The organism is Streptomyces sp. NBC_01283 (assembly GCF_041435335.1).
In the GTDB taxonomy this organism is placed as follows: Bacteria; Actinomycetota; Actinomycetes; order Streptomycetales; family Streptomycetaceae; genus Streptomyces.
Window position 1 is genome coordinate 7,355,700 of record NZ_CP108430.1, and the last position, 21,996, is coordinate 7,377,695.

Consider the following 21,996-nt stretch of genomic DNA (forward strand, 5'->3'; position numbering starts at 1 on the left):
GGTTCTTCGTGCGCCCCGTGTCCCGGCCCCGCGGCCGGGGTGCGGGGCGCACGTGTGTGCGGAGGGCTAGCGGGCGGCGGGGGCCGTCGAGCCGCGGACCACCAGCTCGACGGGGAGGGTGTCGGTCCGGGGCGTGCGGCCGTCGAGGACGGCCAGCAGGGACGTCATGCCGCGTTCGCCGAACTGCTCGGCGGGCAGCCGCACGGTGGTGAGCTCGGGTTCCACGGCGGTCGCCAGGGTGAGGTCGTCGAAGCCGGTCACGGAGAGGTCCTCGGGCACGCGCAGGCCCAGTCTGCGGGCCGCCTTGCAGGCGCCGGCGGCGAGGATGTCGTCGTCGCAGACGAGCGCGGTGGGGCGGGGCCCCGGCGCGGACAGGGCGGCTTCAGCAGCCGTGCGGGCATCCTCGACGGTGAGGAGTGCCCGGACGGTGCGTACGGCCGTGTGGGTGCCGCTCAGCGCCGCCGCGAGGGCGTCGGAGCGCACGTCGAAGGTCCAGGAGTCGACGTCCGCGGCGAGGTGCAGGAAGTCGCGGTGGCCCAGGGCCAGCAGATGCTCGGCGGCCCGGCGCATTCCGTCGCCGATGTCGAGGTTGACGGTGGCCGCGCCGAGGCTGCCGGCCGGGTCGCTGTCGAGCATGACCAGGGGGAGTTCGTCGCCCTGAATGGTGGCGAGCGCGTCGGACGCCATGGAGGACGCGAGGATGCCGTCGAGGGCGGCGCGGCTGGAGCCGAAGGGGTCGCGGGCGGGGCCGGTGCCCTCGGGGGAGGGGTAGAGGACGACCGCGAAGCCGTTCTCGGCGGCGACGCGGGCGGCTCCGGTGTAGACGCGGGCGAAGAACTCGTTCGTGAGGGCGGGGACGACGAGGAGCGCCGTCCTGGTGCGGCCCAGGCGCAGGTTGCGGGCGGCGAGATTCGGGCGGTAGCCCAGCTCGCGCGCGGCGGCCCGGACGCGCTCGGCGGTCCGCTCGGCGACCCGGCCGCGCCACTTCTCGCCGAACACGAGGGAGACGGTGGCCTGGGACACCCCGGCGGCGCGTGCGACGTCACGGCTGGTGGGGCGTGGCCCCGCGGCCTCCTGCTGTGGCCCGGCCACCACTGGTTCCTCCCCGGTCGGTCCCGCGGTGCGATCGGGATGGACCCGCGGTGAGCGCTCATGGTACGTATGACGCTTGACGTTATACGTAAAACCTCGGCGCGTCGGCGCAGAGGGAGGGGCGGGAAGCATGGCTGCCGGATACGCGGAGATCCTCCGGACGAGATACGCCGGACGGCTGCTCGCGGGCACGCTGGTGGGCCGGCTGCCGAACGCGACGGCCGCCATCGCCATCGTGCTGTTCATCCGCGCCGAGGGCGGCACCTACAGCCTGGCCGGCGCGCTCGCCGCGGTCTACGGCGTGGCCAACGCGGTGGGGCAGCCGCTCCTCGGCCGCCTCGTGGACCTCTACGGCCAGCCGCGCATCCAGCTCCCCTCGGCGGTCGTATCCGCCCTCGGCATGGGAGCCTTCGCCTTCACCGGGCCCGATTCGCTCCCTCTCGCGTATGTCGCGGTGGGCGTGGCCGGCCTCTTCACGCCGCCGCTGGAGGGCGGCCTGCGCGCCCTGTGGCCGAACGTCCTGGGCAAGGAGGAGCAGGTGCACACGGCGTACGCCATGGACGCCATCGCCCAGGAAGTCATGTTCACCGTCGGACCGTTGCTCGTCACGGGCTGCGTCGCGCTCTGGTCGGAGCAGGCCGCACTGCTCGTCGTCAACGCCATCGGCGTACTGGGTGCCCTCTCCGTGGTGCTGTCGCAGCCCTCGCGCGCGTGGCGCTCGGCACCCCGCGAGGCGCACTGGCTCGGCGCGCTGCGCTCACCCGGCCTCATCGCGCTGCTCGGCGCGTTCCTCTTCATCGGCATGGCGCTCGGCTCCATCACCGTCGCCGGGGTGTCGTACGCCGACGAACACGGGGGCGACGCGGTGTACGGCTGGATGATGGCGGCGCTCGGACTCGGCGCCCTCGTCGGCGGTTCCGTGTACGGGGCGCGCCAGTGGGCCGGGGTGCCGGAGAAGCGGCTGACCTTCCTGGTGGCCCTGCTCGCCCTCTGCTACTGGCCGTTGACGCTGACGCCCGGTGCCGTCGCCATGACGGTGCTCGCGGCCGTCGCCGGAGTCTTCCTCGCCCCCGCGCTCGCGTGCGCGTTCATCATCGTGGACCGGCACGCCCCGCGGGGCACCGTCACCGAGGCGTTCTCCTGGCTCGTGACCACGTTCACCGTCGGCGCGTCGCTCGGCACGGCCGCCGCGGGGCCGGTCGTCGAGTGGGGCGGGACCCGGTGGGGCTTCGCCGTTCCCGGGGCCGCGGGCGTCGCCGCGCTGCTTGTTCTGCTGGCCACAGCGCGGGCGCTCGTACTCCCCGCTGAATCGGCGGTCGTTGCGGGTTCATCGGAAAATGATCGAAACGGTGCCGTCGAACCCGGTTTCAGGGCAGGGCATCAGGCGTAATGTTCAGTCATGGACCGCCGCATTTTCGGGCTGGAGAATGAGTACGGCGTCACGTGCACGTTTAGGGGACAGCGCCGTCTGTCGCCTGACGAGGTGGCGCGCTACCTCTTCCGCCGTGTTGTCTCATGGGGCCGCAGCAGCAACGTCTTTCTGCGGAACGGCGCCCGCCTCTATCTTGACGTCGGGTCACATCCGGAATACGCAACACCGGAATGTGACAACGTGACCGAGCTGGTCACGCACGACAAGGCGGGCGAGCGCATTCTGGAAGGCCTGCTCGTCGACGCCGAACGCCGCCTGCACGAGGAGGGAATCGCGGGCGACGTCTATCTCTTCAAGAACAACACCGACTCGGCGGGAAACTCCTACGGGTGCCACGAGAACTATCTGGTGGCCCGGCACGGGGAGTTCTCGCGGCTCGCGGACATCCTCATTCCCTTCCTCGTCACGCGACAGCTGCTGTGCGGCGCGGGCAAGGTGCTGCAGACTCCACGCGGCGCCGTGTACTGCGTCAGTCAGCGTGCCGAGCACATCTGGGAAGGGGTCTCCTCCGCGACCACCCGCTCCCGGCCGATCATCAACACCCGCGACGAACCGCACGCGGACGCCGAGCGCTACCGCAGGCTGCACGTCATCGTCGGTGACTCGAACATGTCCGAGACGACCATGCTCCTGAAGGTCGGCGCCACCGACCTCGTCCTGCGCATGATCGAAGCGGGCACGGTGATGCGGGACCTGACCCTGGAGAACCCGATCCGGGCGATCCGCGAGGTCAGCCACGACATCACGGGCCGCCGCAAGGTGCGTCTGGCCAGTGGCCGCGAGGCCTCCGCCCTCGAAGTGCAGCGCGAGTACTACGAGAAGGCCGTGGACTTCGTGGAGCGCCGCGGCATCCGCACCGGCACCGTCGAGCAGGTCCTCGAACTGTGGGGCCGCACGCTCGACGCGATCGAGGCCGAGGACCTCGACCGCATCGGCACCGAGATCGACTGGGTCATGAAGTACAAGCTCATCGAGCGGTACCGAGCGAAGAACAACATGACCATGTCGCACCCCCGGGTCGCGCAGATAGACCTCGCGTATCACGACATCCACCGCCGTCGTGGGCTGTACTACCTCCTGGAGAGGAAGGGTCAAGCCGCCCGCATCTGCAACGACTTGAAGATCTTCGAAGGCAAGTCGGTGCCGCCGCAGACCACCCGCGCGCGGCTGCGCGGGGACTTCATCCGCAGGGCCCAGGAGCAGCGCCGCGACTTCACGGTCGACTGGGTGCACCTGAAGCTCAACGACCAGGCACAGCGCACGGTGTTGTGCAAGGACCCCTTCCGGTCGGTGGACGACCGGGTGGAGAAACTGATCGCCGGCATGTAACCCCCGATACAGGAGGTGCGTTGCGGGAACGCAACGCGGGGCGCCGTACGTTCCTCGTACGGCGCCCTTCTCCATGCGTAGAGTTGCGCGCACGCCAACCGACAAGATCGACCGATACGAGGCCCCCACCGTGCGCCGACGCTCACTTCTGCTTGCTGTTCCGGCCGGCCTGCTCACACTGGCCGGGTGTGGTGACGACAAGAAGGCCGACAAGGCCAAGTCCAGCGACACCCCGTCCCCCGCGAACTCCTCCTCGGCCGCGCCGACGGCCAAGATCGTGGACGGGCCCCTGCCCGAGATCACGAAGGGGACGAAGTTCGGTCAGAAGCCGACCGTCGCGAAGGGGCCCGGCAAGCCGTCATCCGACCTCGCGGTCAAGACCCTGGTCGAGGGCAAGGGCGACGAGGTGAAGAAGGGCGACTACCTCCAGGCCAACTACCTCGGCCAGATCTGGGCCACGGCCAAGGTCTTCGACAACTCGTACGACCGCGGCAACCCCACGGTCTTCCCGATCGGTGTCGGTCAGGTCATCCCCGGCTGGGACCAGGCCCTCGTGGGCAAGAAGCTCGACAGCCGCGTGCAGCTCGCCATCCCGCCGAAGATGGGTTACGGCACGGAGGGCAACAAGCAGGCGGGCATCAAGGGCGACGACACGCTGGTCTTCGTCGTCGACCTGGTGGGCACCTTCAGCGCCAAGAGCTCGGCCAAGGGCAAGGAGGTCGCGCAGTCCAACATCGACCTTCCCAAGGTCGGCACGAACACGGACGGCAAGGCCCCCTCGATCGACGTCCCCAAGAAGGACGCCCCGAAGAAGCTCGTCGCGAACTACATCCTCGAGGGCGACGGGGAAGAGATCAAGGAGACCGACAGCCTCCTGTGCCAGTACAAGGGCGTGCTGTGGGCCGACGGCAAGGAGTTCGACTCCTCGTACAAGAGGAACGAGCTCGCCTCGTTCCAGCTCGCGCAGGTCGTCAAGGGCTGGGCGCAGGGCCTGACCGGCAAGAAGGTCGGCAGCCGCGTCCTGGTCGTCGTCCCGCCGAAGCTTGGGTACGGTGACAAGCCGCCGCAGGGCAGCCCCATCAAGAAGGACTCCACGCTGGTCTTCACCGTGGACATCCTCGCGAAGATGTAACACTGTCCCGGCAGGCCATTCGTATCAAAGCAGGAGCATTGACGTGAGCATCGAGAAGCCCGAGATCGACTTCCCCGACGGCCCGGTCCCGACCGACCTCGAGATCGTGGACATCTGGGAGGGCGACGGCCCGGAGGCCAAGGCGGGCGACACCGTCCAGGTTCACTACGTGGGTGTCTCCTTCTCCAGCGGTGAAGAGTTCGACGCGTCCTGGAACCGCGGCAACCCGCTCGCGTTCCAGCTGGGTGCCGGTCAGGTCATCGCGGGCTGGGACCAGGGTGTCCAGGGCATGAAGGTCGGCGGCCGCCGCAAGCTGACCATCCCGTCGCACCTCGCGTACGGCGAGCGCGGTGCCGGTGGCGGCGCCATCAAGCCCGGCGAGACGCTGATCTTCGTCTGCGACCTCATCGCCGTCTGAGCGACGTCCGGGGCCAGGGTCCGACCGGACCTGCCCACCGAGGGTCCATGCCTGTCCCGGCATGGGCCCTCGGCTTTTGCCCGGACACCCCGGGGCGGTACGGTCGGCGGTCGGAAGCACTGTTGAGAAAGGGCGTCGATGGCGATTGCCAAGGCCGAGCGGCTGATGAACCTGGCGCTGTGTCTGCTCGGGACACGACGGCCGCTCAGCAAGCGCGAGCTGCGCGAGTCCATCGAGGCCTACCTGGAGGCGGGGTCGGACGACTCCTTCAACCGGATGTTCGAGCGCGACAAGGACGATCTGCGCGAACTCGGCCTGGTCATCGAGACGGTGGAGAACCTCGACGGCGAGGTCGGCTACCTCGCGCGCCGCGACAGCAACCGCCTCCCACCCATCACCATCGACGCCGAGGAAGCCGCCGCGCTCGGCCTCGCCGCCAAGGTCTGGCAGCAGGCCCGCCTCGCCGGAGCCGCCAGCGGCGCCCTGCAGAAGCTGCGCGCCGCCGGACTGCCCGAGGACGTGGACCCGTACGAGGCGCACAGCGCCCTGGAGCCGCGCATCCCCGTGCACGAGGCGTCCTTCGAGCCGCTGATGCTCGCCTGCCGCGACCGCCGCCCGGTGATCTTCGACTACCGCAAAGCCACCGCGGCCCGCCCCGAGCCCCGCCACATCGAGCCGTGGGCGCTCGAATGCTGGCGCGGCCACTGGTACCTCGCGGGCTGGGACCGTGACCGCGGCGCCGAGCGCGTCTTCCGGCTCTCCCGCATCACCGGGAAGGTCCGCGCCCGCGCCGGCAAGTTCACCGCCGAGATCCCCGATGTGGTCACGGTGCGCGAGACCGTCGCGAGCTGGGCGGGGGAGAGCGCCGACCGCTCCGCCCTGATCAGACTGCGCACCGGCGCGGGCTATCCGCTGCGCGCCAAGGCCGCCCACATACGTGAAGTGGGCGAGGGGTGGGACGAGTTGGAGATTCCGTACGGTCACGGGCTCGACGCCTGGCTGGTGGAGTTCGGGCCCGACGTGGTGGTCCTGGAGCCCGCGGAACTGCGGGCCGACGTGGTGGACCGGCTGCGTGCCGTGGCCAAGGGCTGAGGGGACGTACAGACCATGGCCTCGAACGCCATCGACCAGACCCGGCGGATGCTCTCCCTGGTGACCTATCTGCGTGAGCGCCCCGGCGCCCACGTCAGCGACGTCGCCCGCGCCTTCGGGATCACCGAGGACGAACTGATCTCCGACCTCGACGTGCTGCCGCTGTGCGGTACCAGCTTCCGCGGCGGCGACCTCCTGGACATCGACACCGACGGCGACCGCATCTGGTGGCACAACCCGGACGACGTGGCGGCCCCCCTGCGGCTCGCCGCCGACGAGGCCACCGCGCTCCTGGTGGCCGCCCGCGCGGTCTCCACGCTGCCGGGGCTGCGCGAGAGCGACCGGCAGGCGCTGGTGCGCGCCACCGCCAAGCTGGAGACGGCGGCCGGCGAGAACGCGGGCGCCAGCGCGCGGCTCTCGGTGACCTTCGAGTCCGAGGGCGGTGTCTTCGCCGACGTCGACCGTGCCATCTCCGAGCGGCGCCGGCTCTGGCTGCGCTACTACTCGCCCGCGCGCGACGAGCTCACCGAGCGCGAGGTCGACCCGATCCGGCTCTTCGCCGTCGGGCACACGTACATGGAGGCGTGGTGCTACCTCTCCGAGGCGCGCCGCACCTTCCGCCTCGACCGGGTCGCCGAGATCAGGATCATGGACGAGCCGTCGTCGCCGCCGGAGGTCGAACTGCGCGATCTCTCCGAGGGGCTCGTACAGCCCGCGGCGGAGGACCCCGAGGTGGTCATCGAGGTCGGGCCCGGCGGCCGCTGGGTCGCCGAGTACTACCCCCATGACAGCGCCGAGGAGCTCCCCGACGGCGGTCTGCGGATCACCCTGCGGACGCCGGACCCCACCTCGCTGCGCAGGCTCGCGCTGCGGCTCGGCGGGGACGGGCACATCGTCTCCCCGGCGGATCTCGCGGACAGTGCACGGCTGGCGGCACGCGAGGCGCTCGCCGCTTATGACCGACACCCGGGCGGCTCGCCGGACGGGTCGTACGACAGGCAGGAGCAAGGGCGTTGAACACCAGCATCTTGTCCGAGATTCCCGGAATGTCGAGAATCGCCCCTGTGCTCTTCAAGGCCGCGTGCCCCGACTGCCGCGCCCGCTTCGAACTCTCCGCGGGGGCCCTGCGATTGGCCATCGGCGCCTCGGCCCGCACCACCTTCTACTCGTTCACCTGTCCCGAATGCGGGACCGCGGTGCGCAAGCCCGCGGGCGAGCGCATCGTCGAACTGCTCACCGGCGGCGGGGTGCGGACACTGCGTCTGCACTCGACCGTCTAGGCTCGGCGCATGTTCTGGGCGATGCTGGCGATCGCCGCGGGGTTCTGTGGCCTCGCGGTGCTCGGCGTACTGGCGATTCGGGTCTTCATCGAGGCGCAGCGCCTCAGCACGCAAGTGACGCAGACCACACAGCGCATCAATCGCGCGGCCGAGGATCTCGAGGCGGCGGCGACGGGCGTGGCCCGTGCTGGTCGAGATGTCCTTTAGGTCCTGCGAATCCCGCAGATGCCACTGAGGCGCACATCGACGCCGCGGCCTGTCAACTTCCCTTGTCCGGAAGGTACGCTGCTCAAGTGGCCCGGAGTGCGAGGCGCGGGCCGCAACTGGGAGTACGCACAGGGATTGCCCTGCGTTCACCCCTGAGCGTTACGATCGCTGCCAGCACGGTGGCCGGACAGCAAGTCCGGCCTGTCCGGCAGCCCCGCCCCTGCCGCCTCGGTGAGAAGGTAAAGACCTATGTTCGGAAAGATCGGCGCCCCCGAGATCATTCTCATTCTCGTCGTCATCGTTCTGCTGTTCGGCGCGAAGAAGCTTCCCGACATGGCCCGGTCGCTCGGCAAGTCCGCGCGCATCCTCAAGAGCGAGGCCAAGGCGATGAAGTCGGACGGGAAGAAGGACGAGGCCGCCCCGGCCGACCCGCCCACCGACTCAACCGCCACCGCTCAGCCGCGCACCATCCAGGCCGCGCCCGGCGACGTGACCAGCTCGCGTCCGGTCACCGAGCCCACCGACAGCACGACGAAGCGCTGATCCAAGGCCGGCGACGGCCGGCCTGCCGCACGAGATGAGGACGTGGGTTGCTCAAGTCTGCCCGCAAGAAGGAACAGGATCCCGAGGGGCGGATGCCTCTTGCGGAGCACCTGCGTGAGCTGCGCAACCGACTGGCCAAAGCCGTGCTGGCCATCATCGTCGTCGCGATCGTCGCCGCCTTCTTCTACAAGGACATCATCGAGTTCTTCACGAACCCGATCCTGAGCTCCGTAGGGTGCGAGTCCAGCTTCGCCGAGCTGGCGGAGAAGGGCGGCGAGGAGACCTGCGCACGCATCGTCCTGAACGGTCTGCTCACGCCGTTCACACTCGCCCTGAAGATCTCCCTCATGGCCGGAGTGGTGCTCGCGTCCCCGGTCTGGCTCTACCAGCTGTGGGCCTTCGTGGCCCCGGGCCTGCACAAGAGCGAGAAGAAGTACGCCTACGGCTTCGTCGCCGCCGGCTTCCCGCTCTTCCTGGGCGGCGGCTTCTTCGCGTACAAGACGCTGCCGACGATGGCGCGCGTGCTGCTCGAGTTCTCCCCGGGCGGGGTGGACAACCAGCTGCCGCTCGACGAACTGATCGACCTCGTCACCCGCATGGTGATCGTCTTCGGTCTCTCCTTCGAGATGCCGCTCCTGCTGGTGCTCCTGAACCTCACCGGGGTGCTCACCGGCAAGCGGATGCTCGGCTGGTGGCGCGGCATGATCATGGGCATCACGGTCTTCGCGGCCGTGGCGACGCCCAGCACCGACCCGCTCACCATGATCATGCTCGCCGGGCCGATCTGGGTGCTCTACTTCGCGGCCACCGCCTTCTCACTCCTCAACGACCGCCGCAAGGCGAAGGTCGAGGCCGCGGGACCCGATGACGACGAGGCCTCCGACCTCGACCTGACCCCCGAGGACGTCGGCGCGATCGAGCCCGTATCCGCGAACAGGGCGCTCCCCGAGCAGGCCGGCGGCGACGGCGCGACCCGGGACCGGGTCAACGGTTTCGACGACGTGACCTGACCTTGTAGGGTCCTCCCTCAAACTCCGTCCGGGGGGACCCCTAGTGACCAGCGAGATCACGCTCTTCGTCAATCCCACCGCGGGACGCGGCCGGGGCGCCCACGCGGCGCAGCCGGCCGCTTCCGCATTGCGGGCCGCCGGCCACTCCGTGCGCACGGTCATCGGCGAGGACTCCGCCGACGCGCTGCGCCGGGCACGTGACGCCGTCGGTGCCGGTACGCGCGCGCTCATCGCCGTCGGCGGTGACGGCATGGCCAGCCTCGCGCTGCAGGCCGTCGCGGGGACGGACACACCCCTGGGGGTGATCGCCGTCGGCACCGGCAACGACTTCGCCCGTGCTCTCGGGCTCCCGGTGCGCGATCCGGCCGCCGCGGGGACGGTCATCGCCGACGCGCTCGACGCGGGGCGCACACGCCACGTCGACCTCGGCCGGGTGGGCAAGACCTGGTTCGGCACGGTGCTCGCCGCCGGCTTCGACTCGCGGGTCAACGACCGGGGCAACCGGATGCGCTGGCCCACCGGACGCTTCAAGTACGACCTCGCGATGGCCGTGGAACTCGCGGCCTTCAGACCCATCCCGTTCCGGCTCACGCTGGACGACGAGCGGGTCCACGAGATCGACGCGACGCTCGTCGCCGTCGGGAACGGACCCTCGTACGGCGGAGGCATGAAGATCTGCGCGCGGGCCGACCTGAGCGACGGCCTCTTCGACGTCACCGTCGTCGGCGACTGCAGCCGAACGACACTCCTGAAGGTCTTCCCGCGGGTCTACAAAGGCACGCACCTGGACCACCCCACGGTCACCGTGCTCCGGGCCTCGAAGGTGGAGCTCGCCGCCCCCGGAGTCACCGGATACGCGGACGGGGAGCAGCTCGGCGGGCTCCCCCTGACAGCGGAGTGCGTGCCGGGCGCCGTGCGGATCCTGGGACCCGAGGGGCCGCGGGAACGGCAAGACAGATAATGATCGTCCGTTGTCAGTGGTGGCCGGTAGTCTCGAAAGCACGATGACAGAGGACCTCTCACCGGCCGAGCGGTACGCGGCGGCGCGCGAGCGCGCTGTCGAGCAGGCCACAGCACTCGCCGGCTTCCGCGAGATGTACGAATTCGGCCTCGACCCCTTCCAGATCGACGCCTGCCGGGCGCTCGAGGCGGGCAAGGGCGTGCTCGTGGCCGCCCCCACGGGCTCGGGCAAGACGATCGTCGGCGAGTTCGCCGTGCACCTTGCCCTGCTGCAGGGCAAGAAATGCTTCTACACCACGCCGATCAAGGCGCTCTCCAACCAGAAGTACGCCGACCTCGCCAAGAGATACGGCGCGGACAAGGTCGGTCTGCTGACCGGCGACAACAGCGTCAACTCCGATGCCCCGGTGGTCGTGATGACCACCGAAGTGCTGCGGAACATGCTGTACTCGGGCTCGCAGTCCCTGCTGAACCTCGGCTATGTGGTCATGGACGAGGTGCACTACCTCTCCGACCGCTTCCGAGGCGCCGTCTGGGAAGAGGTGATCATCCACCTCCAGGAGTCGGTGACGCTGGTCTCCCTGTCGGCGACCGTCTCGAACGCCGAGGAGTTCGGCGACTGGCTCGACACCGTCCGCGGCGACACCCAGGTGATCGTCTCGGAGCACCGGCCCGTGCCCCTGTTCCAGCACGTCCTCGCCGGACGCCGGATGTACGACCTCTTCGAGGAGGGCGAGGGCCAGCGCAAGGCCGTCAACCCCGACCTCACGCGCATGGCACGGATGGAGGCCAGCCGTTCCTACAACCCGCGTGACCGCCGCAAGGGCAAGATGGTCCGCGAGGCCGACCGCGAGCGCGAGCGCCGGCAGCGATCACGGATCTGGACGCCGGGCAGGCCCGAGGTCATCGACCGGCTCGACTCCGAAGGGCTGCTGCCTGCCATCACGTTCATCTTCAGCCGCGCGGCCTGCGAGGCCGCCGTGCAGCAGTGCCTGCACGCGGGGCTGAGGCTGAACGACGAGGACGCGCGGATGCAGGTCCGCGAGATCGTCGAGGAGCGCACGGCCGCCATCCCCGACGAAGACCTGCACGTCCTCGGGTACTACGAATGGCTGGAAGGCCTGGAGCGCGGCATCGCCGCACACCACGCGGGCATGCTGCCCACCTTCAAGGAAGTCGTCGAAGAGCTCTTCGTGCGTGGTCTGGTGCGCGCCGTCTTCGCCACCGAGACCCTCGCCCTGGGCATCAACATGCCCGCGCGCAGTGTGGTGTTGGAGAAGCTCGTCAAGTGGAACGGTGAGCAGCACGCGGACATCACCCCCGGTGAGTACACGCAGCTGACCGGCCGTGCCGGGCGGCGCGGCATCGATGTCGAGGGCCATGCGGTCGTCCTGTGGCAGCGCGCCATGAGCCCGGAGCACCTCGCGGGACTCGCCGGAACGCGCACCTATCCGCTGCGGTCCAGCTTCAAGCCGTCGTACAACATGGCGGTGAACCTGGTCGAGCAGTTCGGGCGGCACCGGTCGCGTGAACTCCTGGAGACGTCCTTCGCGCAGTTCCAGGCCGACAAGTCCGTCGTCGGGATCTCCCGCCAGGTGCAGAGGAACGAAGAGGGACTCGAGGGCTACAAAGCCTCGATGACCTGCCACCTGGGCGACTTCGAGGAGTACGCCCGGCTCCGCCGCGAGCTGAAGGACCGGGAGACCGAGCTCGCCAAGCAGGGCGCCAACCAGCGCAGGGCGGCCGCCGCGACCGCCCTGGAAAAGCTCAAGCCCGGTGACGTCATCCACGTGCCGACCGGGAAGTACGCGGGCCTCGCGCTCGTCCTGGACCCGGGGATTCCGGCGGGGCGGGTCAACGGCCACCGCGGGCTGGAACACCACGACGGGCCGAGGCCGCTGGTCCTCACCGCCGAGCGGCAGGTCAAGCGGCTTGCCTCGATGGACTTCCCGGTGCCGGTCGAGGCACTCGAGCGGATGCGCATCCCGAAGTCGTTCAACGCGCGCTCGCCGCAGTCGCGCCGGGACCTGGCGTCCGCGCTGCGCACGAAGGCCGGGCACATCGTGCCGGAGCGGCACCGCAAGGGGCGCGCGGCCGCCGCCGACGACCGCGAGATCGCCCGGCTCCGTACGGAACTGCGGGCGCACCCCTGCCACGGGTGCGACGAGCGGGAGGACCACGCGCGGTGGGCCGAGCGCTTCTACCGCCTGCGGCGGGACACCGTGCAGCTGGAGCGGCGCATCGAAGGGCGCACGAACACGATCGCGCGGACCTTCGACCGGATCGTGGCGCTCCTCACCGAGATGGATTACCTCCGCGGCGACGAGGTCACCGAGAACGGCAAGCGGCTCGCCCGGCTCTATGGGGAGCTGGACCTCCTTGCGAGTGAATGCTTGCGGGACGGCGTCTGGGAGGGGCTCAGCCCGGCCGAACTGGCCGCGTGCGTCTCCGCGTTGGTGTTCGAGGCCCGGATGGCGGACGACGCGCTCGCCCCCAAGCTGCCCAACGGCAAGGTGAAGGCCGCTCTTGGCGAGATGGTGCGGATCTGGGGGCGTCTCGACGCCCTGGAGGAAGAGTTCAAGATCAACCAGGCGGAAGGGGTCGGTCAGCGGGAGCCGGACCTCGGCTTCGCCTGGGCGGCATACATGTGGGCGTCGGACAAGGGCCTCGACGAGGTGCTCCGGGAGATCGAGATGCCGGCCGGGGACTTCGTGCGATGGTGCAAGCAGGTGATCGACGTCCTCGGGCAGATCTCGGCGGCCGCTCCCCGCGAGGGTTCGACTGTGGCTAAGAATGCGCGTAAGGCTGTGGATCAGTTGCTGCGGGGTGTGGTGGCGTACAGCTCCGTCGGCTGACAGATGACAGGTGACAGAAGCTGACATCTGATATCTGACGGCTGACACCTGGCACCGGAGTGAGGGCGGGCCCGGGGGTTTCTACCCCCGGGCCCGCCCCTTTTCGCATCCAGATCCGCCTGTTCGACGCCATCACTCCACGTGTTCGATTGATCGCCACGCGTGCAAATGGAGCCGAGTGTATGCCTGTCGACGGGGCCGCGCAGGGCCTTGCTGAATATGACTCGGCGATGATTTCGGCCGACTAAGCTCGCCCGGAGCGCGGCGAGTTGAAACGAGTTGCGATAGATTCGCGCGCTTGTTCCCAAATCTTCAGCAAGTTCCCCTATGTCTTCCGTTCCCAACTCCCCGTAGGATCCCCACATTTCCCAGTACCACCCCCTATTCCCCCCAAGACAAGTGTTCAGAGGGCATACATGGTGAGTGTTCAATCGCCTCCCGCTGGCCGAGAAGTCCCTTACGCACGCGTGCTGTTGCTGCCCGCCATGCTGATGGCCGCGGCCACCGGCGCCGCGGTCGCCGCGGTGACGGAACCCGCCCGCATCGCGGTGGGCTGGTGCGGTGCGATCGCGACCCTCGTCGTGGTCGCCGTCGGCACCGAAGCCGTGCGTCGCGGCCGGACCATCCGGGAGTTGCACACCCAGTACGCGCAGCGGCTCGCTCATCTGGAGCGCCGCATCGCATCCCATGACGACGAGACCGTCCGCCTGGGCAGGGAGATCATCCCCGAGGCCGTCCACCGGCTCCGGCAGGGCGAAGCACCCTCGGAAGTGATCCGCAATCTCGTCGACGGCGACGAGTCCTTCTCCGAACTCCCGCAGTCCCAGCGCAAGATGCTCCGGCACGTCCTGGACACCCTGGACACCGGAGAGGCGATGCGCGAGTCCTCGCAGCGCGCCTTCGTCAACATCGCCCGGCGCGTTCAGTCCATCGTCCACCAACAAGCCGCGGAACTGCGCGAGATGGAGGAGTTCCACGGCCGCAACCCCGAGGTCTTCGACGACCTCCTGCGCATCGACCACGGCACCGCACTGATCGGCCGCCTCGCCGACTCGATCACCGTCCTCGGCGGCGCCCGTCCCGGACGTCAATGGCCCAAGCCCGTACCGCTGTTCAGCGTGTTGCGTGGCGCCATGTCCCGGATCCTGGAGTACCAGCGCGTCGACCTGCACTCGATCGCCAAGGTCGCGATCAGCGGCACGTCCGTGGAACCGCTCATCCACGCCTGCGCCGAACTGCTCGACAACGCCACCCGCTACTCCCCGCCGCAGACCCGCGTGCACGTCACCGCCGTCGAGGTGCAGACCGGCATCGCCGTCGAGATCGAGGACGGCGGCGTCAGCCTCAGCGAGGAGGCGCGGGCACGGGCCGAGCGCATGCTCGCGCAGGCCCAGGCCGGCATCGACCTGAACGACCTCGGCGAGAGCCCGCGCCTGGGCATGGCCGTCGTGGGACGTCTCTCGCAGATGTACAACCTGCAGGTGTCGCTGCGGCAGTCCGCGTACGGCGGCGTCCGCGCGGTGCTCATCGTCCCGCGCGAGATGATCACCACCGGACCCGCCCCCGGTCTCGCCCACGGCATCGGCGCCTCCGCCGTGCCCCGGGTGAACGCCGAAGGCGTGCCCATCGAGGAGGCCCACGGCATCCGGCGCAAGAAGCCCCGCGTGATGACGGCCGGACCACCGCTCTCCAAGTCGCTCGGCGCGGCCATGGAGGACGACATCCCCGAGGTCACCGAGTGGACGTCGAACGGCCTGCCGCAGCGCCGCAGCCGGGTCCGCACCCCGCTCGGCGAGCGGCTGGCCCAGGAAGCCGCGGACGAGCGGTACGCGGCGCAGCGCGCCCAGTACTCCCCGCAGGCCGCCGCACCGGTCGTACCGGAACCGGCGAAGAAAGAGGAGAAGGAACCCGGCCTCTGGATCGAGGCCTTCATGAAAGGCGTCAACGGCGACGGTTCCGCAGCCGATGACCCGTTGTTCCCCAAGGGCCACAGCGAGAACGACCACGGCGCCGCCGACGGTGCCGACAACGCCGACGAGGGGGGCTGGAAGTGATCCAGCAACGGGCCAATTTCGACTGGATGCTCAAGGAGCTCGCCGACGGCGTGCCGCAGACCCGGCAGATCGTGGTGCTCTCCGCGGACGGCCTGCGCATCGCGCGCTACGGCGGAGATCCCGACGCCGCCGACCGGATCGCCGCCGCCTGCGCGGGACTTCAGTCCCTGGCCGCCGCGGTGGCCACCGAGATCCCCCGCAGCGATGGCGGGATGCGCATGGTGATCATCGAGGTCGACGGCGGTTACTTCTATCTGATGGCCGCGGGGGCCGGGGCGTACCTCGCCGTGCTCGCCGACGAGACCGTCGACGCAGGGCTCATCGGCAATCGCATGCGGGACCTGGTCGTCCGGATCGGCGCCCATCTGACGAGCCCGCCCCGGCGAGACGGGCAGGCCGTATGAATCCTCCGCACGGCGAGAACCCCTCCCACCGAGACGACCCTCCCCACCGAGACGACCCTCCCCAACGGGAACGGCGCAGCCCGGAGAACCCCGAGCGGCTCTACATCCTGACCGGCGAGGACACGGAGCGGGCATCGCTCGACCTCGTCACGCTGATCGTCGCGCACGGCGAGGCATCGCCCACCGCCCAGCCCGAGCACTCCGTGGTCCTGCGGCTGTGCAGGACGCCGCTGTCCGTCGCCGAGCTCTCGGCGTATCTCGCGCTGCCGTTCAGCGTGGTGACCGTCCTGCTGACGAAGATGCTCGGGGCCGACCTGGTACAGGCGCGGGCGCCCATCGTCCGCTCCACGCTCCCCGATCGTTCCCTCCTCGAAGCGGTGATGCATGGACTTCAAAAGCTCTGACACGATCACCGGGCCCAGCAGCGAAGAGGTCCTGCCGCACACGGCCACGGCCGCGGTGAAGATCGTGATCGTGGGCGGATTCGGCGTCGGCAAGACGACGATGGTCGGCTCGGTCAGTGAGATCCGTCCGCTGACCACCGAAGAGACCATGACCCAGGCCGGCATCGGCGTCGACGACAACTACGGCTCCGAGACCAAGACGGCCACCACCGTCGCGATGGACTTCGGCCGGATCAGCATCTCCGAAGAGCTGGTGCTCTATCTGTTCGGCACCCCGGGCCAGGAGCGCTTCTGGTTCCTGTGGAACGGCCTCTTCGAAGGAGCGCTCGGCGCGGTCGTCCTCCTCGACACCCGGCGCCTCGAAGTCAGCTTCGACGTGATCGGCCGCCTGGAGGAGCGGGGTGTGCCCTTCGTCGTCGCCGTCAACGACTTCCCCGACGCGCCCCATCACCCGATGGAGACGCTGCGCCGCGCCCTCGACCTGGACGAGGCGGTGCCGATGGTGAAGTGCGACGCCCGGCAGCGCGCATCGAGCCGGGACACCCTGCTGACCCTCATGCGGTACCTGCACTCCCTGACCGTGGCCCGCGTCTGACACCTCACCTGATCCGCAACCCCGGAGCGACGAACGTGACGACCCCTTCCCACTCCCGCCCCGGCATGGACGACCCCGCCATGCCCCCGCCCGGCTGCCCCGCGCACGGGCTCGGCCCCGGCGGCCTGCGCCGGCTCTACGGACCCGAGGCGGACACCGACCTCGCGGGTCTCTACGAGAAGCTGCGCGCCGAGCACGGCGCGGTGGCCCCGGCCCTGCTGCACAACGACGTACCCATCTGGGCGGTCCTCGGCCACAGCGAGAACCTCCACATGGTCCGCACCCCCTCGCAGTACACCCGCGACTCGCGCCAGTGGCGTGCCGTGCAGGACGGTTCCATGGGACCGGACAATCCGCTCGCCCCCGTCGTGACCTGGCAGCCCATGGCCAGTTTCGTGGAGGGCGACGAACACCAGCGGCTGCGTGGCGCGGTCACCGGTGCCATGGCGGGCCTCGACCACCGGGGCATCCGCCGCTACATCAACCGCTACAGCAATCTCCTGCTCAACGACATCTGTCAGGACGGCAAGGCCGACCTCGTGAGCGGGTTCGCCGAGCATCTGCCGATGATGGTCATGTGCCATGTCCTCGGTATGCCCGAGGAGTACAACGAGCGGATTGTGCAGGCCGCACGCGACATGCTCCGGGGCACCGAGACCGCCATCGCCAGCAACGCGTACATCATGGACGCGCTGATGCGCCTGGTGGCGCGGCGCCGGGCGCAGGCCGAGGAGGACTTCACCAGCAACCTCATCGCGCAGCCCCAGCAGCTGACCGACGAGGAGGTCGGCACGCACCTGCGGCTGGTGCTCATCGCCTCGTACGAGGCGACGGCCAACCTCATCGCGAACGCCCTGCGCATGGTCCTCACCGACCCGCGCTTCCGCGCCCAGCTCAGCGGCGGCCAGATGACGGTGCCGGAGGCGATCGAGCAGTCCCTGTGGGACGAGCCGCCGTTCAGTGCCATGGTCGGCTACTTCGCCAAGCAGGACACGCAGCTCGGCGGCCAGCAGATCAAGGCGGGCGACGGTCTGATCTTCGGCATCGCGCCGGGAAACGTGGATCCCGTCGTACGCCCCGATCTTGCCGCCAACATGCAGGGCAACCGCTCCCATCTGGCGTTCGGGGGCGGGCCGCACGAGTGTCCGGGGCAGGACATCGGCCGTGCCATCGCCGAAACCGGCGTGGATGCGCTGCTCATGCGCTTCCCGGACGTGGAACTCTCCGTCGAGGAACACGAGTTGAAGTGGACGTCGTCGATCCTCTCCAGCCATCTGGTGTCGCTTCCGGTGCAGTTCGCGCCGCGGCCTCCGCAGGACGTGATGGCGCGGCCCATGGCGCGGGTGCCGGGCGCGCGCAACGACTGGCATGTGTCGTCCCCCGCGCCGCGGCCCGCGCATCCCGCGACGCCGACGCCCCAGCCTGTATCGCCGCCGCCCGCGCCGGAGTCCGCACCAGTGGTGGCACCGGTGCCGCGGCAGGGGGCGTGGCGGAGGCTGGTCACCTGGTGGCGCGGCTACTGACCGCCCGCTGAGCCGCTCTCCCACGCGTCGTACGAGGTCCAGGCATCCAGTGCGCGGGCGCTGACGAAGCGGTGGTCGGCGCCCGTGACGGGGTCGGTGAACTCCAGGACGCGGGAGAGGAGTTGGAGGGGCCGCCGGAAGTCGTCCGGCGGCACCGGGCCCGCCACCGCCGGGTAGACCGGATCGCCGAGGATCGGCAGGCCGAGCGCGTTCATGTGGACGCGCAGCTGATGGGTGCGGCCGGTGTGCGGAGTGAGGCGGTAGCGCCCCAACGAGCCGTTGTGCTCGACGAGTTCGATGCGGCTCTCGCTGTTGGGCTCGGCGCCGGGGACCTCGTACGCGGCGATGATGCCGCGCTCCTTGACGATGTGGCTGCGTACGGTGCGGGGGAGTGCGGTTCCGGGGTCGTGGACGGCCACGGCCTCGTACTCCTTGCGCACCCGGCGTTCGCCGAACAGCGTCTGGTAGGCGCCGCGTTCCTCCGGCCGCACGGTGAAGAGGATGAGCCCGGCGGTCAGCCGGTCGAGGCGGTGCGCGGCGCCGAGCGCGGGGATGCCGAGGTCCCTGCGGAGGCGGGCGAGCGCGGTCTCGGTGACATGGCTGCCGCGGGGTGTGGTCGCCAGGAAGTGCGGCTTGTCGGCGACGACGATGTGCTCGTCGCGGTACACGACGTCGATGCCGTACGGCACCGGGACCTCGTCCGGCAGATCCCGGTGGAACCACACGAAGGTGCTGGGCACGTACGGGGTGTCCGGCGTGACGGGAACCCCGTCCACGCCGACGATCAGCCCGTCCCGCAGCATTGCGTCGATCACCCCGGGCCCGGCCTTGAGCCGCTCGACGAGATGGTCCCGTACGGTCGCCCACGCTCCGTCGGCGGGCAGCTTGACCCGCATGGGGTCGACGCCGTGCCGCTGCGGCAGGGGAGAGGGCGGAATACGGGGCTTACGGGTCACAACCGGCAACAGTACGGGGCGCCCGAGGTCAGGAGTCCCCGGGCGCGTCCCCCTGGATGCGGGCGTGCTGGTGCATGTCGTGCCAGCCGTCCTCGTGCAGCACCGCACTGCGCTTGGTGCCCTCCGGCGCGAAGCCGGTCTTGAGCGCGACGCGGCAGGACGCTTCGTTGGCCACGGCGTGGAGGAGTTCCAGGCGGTGCAGGCCCACTTCGGCGAAGGCCCAGTCGGACAGGGCGGTGAGGGCGCGCGGGGCGATGCCCCGGCCGCGGGCCGCCGGCATGGTCCAGTAGGCGACCTCGGCCTGCCCGTCGCCGAACACGATCTGGCGCAGCGCGATCCGGCCCACCACCGTGTCCGTCGTGGCGTCGGCGATGGCCCAGTACGCGTCACGCTCCTCGGTCCAGGCCGTGCGCCAGTCCTCGATCCAGCCGCGGGCCTCGTCGACGGACTCGGCGTCGCGTGCGTGCCAGCGCTGGATCACCGGGTCCTGGAACGCCTCGTACACGGCGGGCGCGTCGGCGAGGGACCAGGGGCGGATGACCAGTCCGCCGGGGACGGGGATGGCCGGCTGCTCCTGGTGGGCGAAGGTGCCTGCTGTGACGACGTCAGGGATCTTGAAGGGCATGCGGGCATCGTGTCAGCGCCCGACGCCGGAGGAAACGGGATTTCACCCGGCCCCCGAGGGACGGGCCCCGTAAGGGGCGCGGGGAGCTGCGCGATCAGCCCCCACCCAGCGGCAGACAACGGCGCCCCGGCACCTGAGGGAACCGCACCCCGCTCAAGCCGAGCGCAGCGGTCACGCCGAGGGCGCCGGCTCCTGCTCCGCTTCCACCTGTGCGTTCCAGTCGCGCTTGGATGCCTGCCAGCCGTCCTCGTTGTGGCCCAGGCGCCAGTAGCCGGAGATCGAGAGGCGCTCACGGGGCACCTCGCGCTCCATGCGGAGATGGCGGCGCAGCTCCTTCACGAACCCGGCCTCGCCGTGTACGAACGCCTGCACGTCGCCCGCCGGGAAGTCGAGGGAGCGTACGGCCTCGACGAGGGCCTCGCCCACGGGGCGCGAGCCGCGGTGCAGCCACTGGATCTGAGCGGCCGAGCTGACCTTCTGTTCCTCGTCCGCGTCGGCGACCTCCACGAAGGCGAACGCCTTGGCGCCCTCGGGCAGTGCCTCCAGGGCCGCGGCGATCGCGGGCAGCGCGCTCTCGTCACCGGCCAGCAGATGCCAGTCGGCGTCGGCGTCCGGGGCATACCCACCGCCCGGGCCGAGGAAGCGGATCGTGGTGCCCGCCTCGGCGTCACGCGCCCACGGTCCGGCGAGGCCCTCGTCGCCGTGGATCACGAAGTCGACGGCGAGCTCGCGGGTCTCCGCGTCCCAGGAGCGCACCGTGTACGTCCGCGTCACGGGCCACTGGTCGCGGGGGAACTCCTCGCGGATGCGCTGCATGTCGAACGGCTCGGGGTACGTGACGCCCTCGGCGTCGAAGAGCAGCTTCACGTAGTGGTCGGTGGAGCCGTCCGTCGCGAACTCGGCGAGGCCCTCGCCGCCCAGGACTACGCGCTGCATGTGCGGTGTGAGGCGCTCGGTGCGCACCACCCGGCCGACGTGAGTCTTCGGTGCCTTGCGTGCCGGACGTTCTGCCATGGCGGCGGCCTCCCCTGATCAAATATTGCTTAGGCTTACCTAAGCTAACACCTCAGCCTTCGAGAGTCGTGAGCAATCGCTTGAGTGCTCCACCGAGGTTCCACCGCTCGGCGAGCTCGTCCAGGGCCGCCGGATCGCGGGGCTCTGCCGGAAGCGCGAGGTCCACTTCCGGCAGCGGTACGTCGCCCGCGACGCGGACGACCGTCGGCGCGACGGCCACGTACGCGCGGGATTCGTCGAGCCGCTTGCGCTGAGAAGGCGTCAGCTTGCTCATCGGGTCGTCCACCGCGGCCATGATTCCGGCCAGATCGCCGTACGCGTCGAGCAGCTTGGCCGCCGTCTTCTCGCCGATGCCGGGCACGCCGGGCAGGCCGTCGCTCGGGTCGCCGCGCAGCAGGGCGAGGTCGACATAGCCGGAGCCGTCCACCCCGTACTTCTCGCGGAGCCAGGCCTCGTCCGTGAGCTGGAGGGAGCCGACGCCCTTGAGGGGGTAGAGGACGCGGACGCCCCGCTCGTCGTCGACCAGCTGGTAGAGGTCGCGGTCGCCGGTGACGATGTCGACCGGGCCGGTGGCGCGGCCGGCGTAGGTGCCGATCACGTCGTCCGCCTCGTACGACGGCACGCCCACGCGGGCGATGCCGAGTGCGTCCAGGACGTCCTCGATGATCGGGACCTGCGGGGAGAGGGTGTCCGGGGTCTCCTCGGTGTCCGGGCCCTGCTCGACCTCCTCGGCGACGCGGTGCGCCTTGTACGAAGGGATCAGCTCGACCCGCCAGTGCGGGCGCCAGTCCGCGTCCATGCAGGCGACCAGGTCGTCCGGGCGGTGGTCCTGGACGAGCCGGGCGATGAAGTCGAGCAGACCGCGCACCGCGTTCACCGGGGTGCCGTCCGGGGCCTTCACGGAATCGGGGACCCCGAAATAGGCCCGGTAGTACAGGGACGCCGTGTCGAGCAGCATGAGCCGTCGCGTTCGCTGAGTCACCTTCGCATCATGCCGCACCGCACTGACATCGCACCGGGCGGCGGACCGCGGCACTTTCCGGTCGACAAAAGTGAACAGAATGTGAACTG

The 21,996-nt window shown here is 70.0% G+C and carries 22 protein-coding genes; 17 read left to right on the plus strand and 5 right to left on the minus strand.

The window, feature by feature from the left end:
* Positions 1 to 66: 66 nt before the first annotated feature.
* Complete coding sequence (locus OG302_RS33325) at positions 67 to 1,092, minus strand: LacI family DNA-binding transcriptional regulator (protein WP_371530163.1); 1,026 nt, start codon at positions 1,090 to 1,092, stop codon at positions 67 to 69.
* 130 nt (positions 1,093 to 1,222) lie between these two features.
* Between OG302_RS33325 and OG302_RS33330 the strand changes: the two genes are divergently transcribed.
* From OG302_RS33330 to OG302_RS33410, 17 genes are all read left to right on the plus strand, one after another.
* Complete coding sequence (locus OG302_RS33330; protein ID WP_371530164.1) at positions 1,223 to 2,482, plus strand: MFS transporter; 1,260 nt, start codon at positions 1,223 to 1,225, stop codon at positions 2,480 to 2,482.
* Positions 2,483 to 2,491: 9 nt separating this feature from the next.
* Positions 2,492 to 3,853, plus strand: a complete 1,362-nt coding sequence (pafA, locus tag OG302_RS33335) for a Pup--protein ligase (protein WP_135334215.1) — start codon at positions 2,492 to 2,494, stop codon at positions 3,851 to 3,853.
* Between the two features lie 130 nt (positions 3,854 to 3,983).
* The gene (locus OG302_RS33340; protein WP_371750311.1) at positions 3,984 to 4,985 is read left to right on the plus strand and encodes an FKBP-type peptidyl-prolyl cis-trans isomerase; all 1,002 of its coding nucleotides are present in this window, start codon (positions 3,984 to 3,986) and stop codon (positions 4,983 to 4,985) included.
* A 43-nt stretch (positions 4,986 to 5,028) separates the two neighbouring features.
* A complete protein-coding gene (locus OG302_RS33345) occupies positions 5,029 to 5,403 on the plus strand; it encodes an FKBP-type peptidyl-prolyl cis-trans isomerase (RefSeq protein WP_361834201.1) in 375 nt (124 codons plus the stop codon).
* 138 nt (positions 5,404 to 5,541) lie between these two features.
* On the plus strand, positions 5,542 to 6,495 hold the full coding sequence (locus OG302_RS33350; protein ID WP_371530165.1) for a helix-turn-helix transcriptional regulator: 954 nt from the start codon (positions 5,542 to 5,544) through the stop codon (positions 6,493 to 6,495).
* A gap of 15 nt (positions 6,496 to 6,510) precedes the next feature.
* Positions 6,511 to 7,512 (plus strand): helix-turn-helix transcriptional regulator, encoded by a 1,002-nt coding sequence (locus tag OG302_RS33355; RefSeq protein ID WP_371530166.1) that lies wholly within the window; start codon positions 6,511 to 6,513, stop codon positions 7,510 to 7,512.
* A 29-nt stretch (positions 7,513 to 7,541) separates the two neighbouring features.
* Positions 7,542 to 7,775: a hypothetical protein gene (locus OG302_RS33360; RefSeq protein WP_361834207.1), complete on the plus strand. Its 234-nt coding sequence runs from the start codon at positions 7,542 to 7,544 to the stop codon at positions 7,773 to 7,775.
* Positions 7,776 to 7,784: 9 nt separating this feature from the next.
* A complete protein-coding gene (locus OG302_RS33365) occupies positions 7,785 to 7,982 on the plus strand; it encodes a hypothetical protein (protein WP_361834209.1) in 198 nt (65 codons plus the stop codon).
* Between the two features lie 249 nt (positions 7,983 to 8,231).
* Positions 8,232 to 8,525: a Sec-independent protein translocase subunit TatA gene (gene tatA, locus OG302_RS33370; protein WP_361834211.1), complete on the plus strand. Its 294-nt coding sequence runs from the start codon at positions 8,232 to 8,234 to the stop codon at positions 8,523 to 8,525.
* A 47-nt stretch (positions 8,526 to 8,572) separates the two neighbouring features.
* Complete coding sequence (gene tatC, locus OG302_RS33375) at positions 8,573 to 9,535, plus strand: twin-arginine translocase subunit TatC (protein ID WP_371530167.1); 963 nt, start codon at positions 8,573 to 8,575, stop codon at positions 9,533 to 9,535.
* 43 nt (positions 9,536 to 9,578) lie between these two features.
* Entirely contained in the window at positions 9,579 to 10,496 is a 918-nt protein-coding gene (locus OG302_RS33380; RefSeq protein ID WP_371530168.1) for a diacylglycerol kinase, read from the plus strand.
* A 43-nt stretch (positions 10,497 to 10,539) separates the two neighbouring features.
* A complete protein-coding gene (locus OG302_RS33385) occupies positions 10,540 to 13,350 on the plus strand; it encodes a DEAD/DEAH box helicase (RefSeq protein WP_371530169.1) in 2,811 nt (936 codons plus the stop codon).
* 416 nt (positions 13,351 to 13,766) lie between these two features.
* A complete protein-coding gene (locus tag OG302_RS33390) occupies positions 13,767 to 15,404 on the plus strand; it encodes an ATP-binding protein (protein ID WP_371530170.1) in 1,638 nt (545 codons plus the stop codon).
* Positions 15,401 to 15,808, plus strand: a complete 408-nt coding sequence (locus OG302_RS33395) for a roadblock/LC7 domain-containing protein (RefSeq protein ID WP_361834221.1) — start codon at positions 15,401 to 15,403, stop codon at positions 15,806 to 15,808. The genes OG302_RS33390 and OG302_RS33395 overlap by 4 nt, the downstream gene beginning before the upstream one ends.
* Positions 15,805 to 16,212, plus strand: a complete 408-nt coding sequence (locus tag OG302_RS33400; protein ID WP_371530171.1) for a DUF742 domain-containing protein — start codon at positions 15,805 to 15,807, stop codon at positions 16,210 to 16,212. Before OG302_RS33395 ends, OG302_RS33400 begins: the two co-directional genes overlap by 4 nt.
* Positions 16,193 to 16,807 carry an ATP/GTP-binding protein gene (locus OG302_RS33405; protein ID WP_371530172.1) on the plus strand — a complete coding sequence of 205 codons (615 nt, stop codon included), beginning with the start codon at positions 16,193 to 16,195 and terminating at the stop codon, positions 16,805 to 16,807. The genes OG302_RS33400 and OG302_RS33405 overlap by 20 nt, the downstream gene beginning before the upstream one ends.
* Positions 16,808 to 16,842: 35 nt before the next feature.
* Positions 16,843 to 18,330, plus strand: coding sequence for a cytochrome P450 (locus OG302_RS33410; protein WP_371530173.1), 1,488 nt, complete (start codon positions 16,843 to 16,845; stop codon positions 18,328 to 18,330).
* On the opposite strand, the gene OG302_RS33415 is transcribed toward OG302_RS33410, so the two are convergent.
* The 4 genes from OG302_RS33415 to OG302_RS33430 all read right to left on the minus strand — a co-directional run bounded on the left by OG302_RS33415 (position 18,324) and on the right by OG302_RS33430 (position 21,883).
* On the minus strand, positions 18,324 to 19,226 hold the full coding sequence (locus tag OG302_RS33415) for an RluA family pseudouridine synthase (protein ID WP_371750312.1): 903 nt from the start codon (positions 19,224 to 19,226) through the stop codon (positions 18,324 to 18,326). The genes OG302_RS33410 and OG302_RS33415 overlap by 7 nt on opposite strands.
* Before the next feature lie 88 nt (positions 19,227 to 19,314).
* A complete protein-coding gene (locus OG302_RS33420; RefSeq protein WP_371530174.1) occupies positions 19,315 to 19,911 on the minus strand; it encodes a GNAT family N-acetyltransferase in 597 nt (198 codons plus the stop codon).
* Positions 19,912 to 20,082: 171 nt separating this feature from the next.
* Positions 20,083 to 20,925, minus strand: a complete 843-nt coding sequence (locus OG302_RS33425) for a siderophore-interacting protein (RefSeq protein ID WP_371530175.1) — start codon at positions 20,923 to 20,925, stop codon at positions 20,083 to 20,085.
* Positions 20,926 to 20,977: 52 nt separating this feature from the next.
* Positions 20,978 to 21,883: a 5'-3' exonuclease H3TH domain-containing protein gene (locus OG302_RS33430; protein ID WP_371750313.1), complete on the minus strand. Its 906-nt coding sequence runs from the start codon at positions 21,881 to 21,883 to the stop codon at positions 20,978 to 20,980.
* Between the last annotated feature and the right edge of the window lie 113 nt (positions 21,884 to 21,996).

Coding starts and splice junctions, on each gene's coding strand:
- OG302_RS33355 (WP_371530166.1), top strand. CDS start 6,511: ATGGCCTCGAACGCCATCGACCAGACCCGGCGGATGCTCTCCCTGGTG.
- OG302_RS33330 (WP_371530164.1), top strand. CDS start 1,223: ATGGCTGCCGGATACGCGGAGATCCTCCGGACGAGATACGCCGGACGG.
- OG302_RS33430 (WP_371750313.1), bottom strand. CDS start 21,883: ATGCTGCTCGACACGGCGTCCCTGTACTACCGGGCCTATTTCGGGGTC.
- OG302_RS33360 (WP_361834207.1), top strand. CDS start 7,542: ATGTCGAGAATCGCCCCTGTGCTCTTCAAGGCCGCGTGCCCCGACTGC.
- pafA (WP_135334215.1), top strand. CDS start 2,492: ATGGACCGCCGCATTTTCGGGCTGGAGAATGAGTACGGCGTCACGTGC.
- OG302_RS33420 (WP_371530174.1), bottom strand. CDS start 19,911: ATGCCCTTCAAGATCCCTGACGTCGTCACAGCAGGCACCTTCGCCCAC.
- OG302_RS33365 (WP_361834209.1), top strand. CDS start 7,785: ATGTTCTGGGCGATGCTGGCGATCGCCGCGGGGTTCTGTGGCCTCGCG.
- OG302_RS33400 (WP_371530171.1), top strand. CDS start 15,805: ATGAATCCTCCGCACGGCGAGAACCCCTCCCACCGAGACGACCCTCCC.
- OG302_RS33425 (WP_371530175.1), bottom strand. CDS start 20,925: ATGGCAGAACGTCCGGCACGCAAGGCACCGAAGACTCACGTCGGCCGG.
- OG302_RS33385 (WP_371530169.1), top strand. CDS start 10,540: ATGACAGAGGACCTCTCACCGGCCGAGCGGTACGCGGCGGCGCGCGAG.
- OG302_RS33390 (WP_371530170.1), top strand. CDS start 13,767: ATGGTGAGTGTTCAATCGCCTCCCGCTGGCCGAGAAGTCCCTTACGCA.
- OG302_RS33415 (WP_371750312.1), bottom strand. CDS start 19,226: ATGCGGGTCAAGCTGCCCGCCGACGGAGCGTGGGCGACCGTACGGGAC.
- OG302_RS33350 (WP_371530165.1), top strand. CDS start 5,542: ATGGCGATTGCCAAGGCCGAGCGGCTGATGAACCTGGCGCTGTGTCTG.
- tatA (WP_361834211.1), top strand. CDS start 8,232: ATGTTCGGAAAGATCGGCGCCCCCGAGATCATTCTCATTCTCGTCGTC.
- OG302_RS33405 (WP_371530172.1), top strand. CDS start 16,193: ATGGACTTCAAAAGCTCTGACACGATCACCGGGCCCAGCAGCGAAGAG.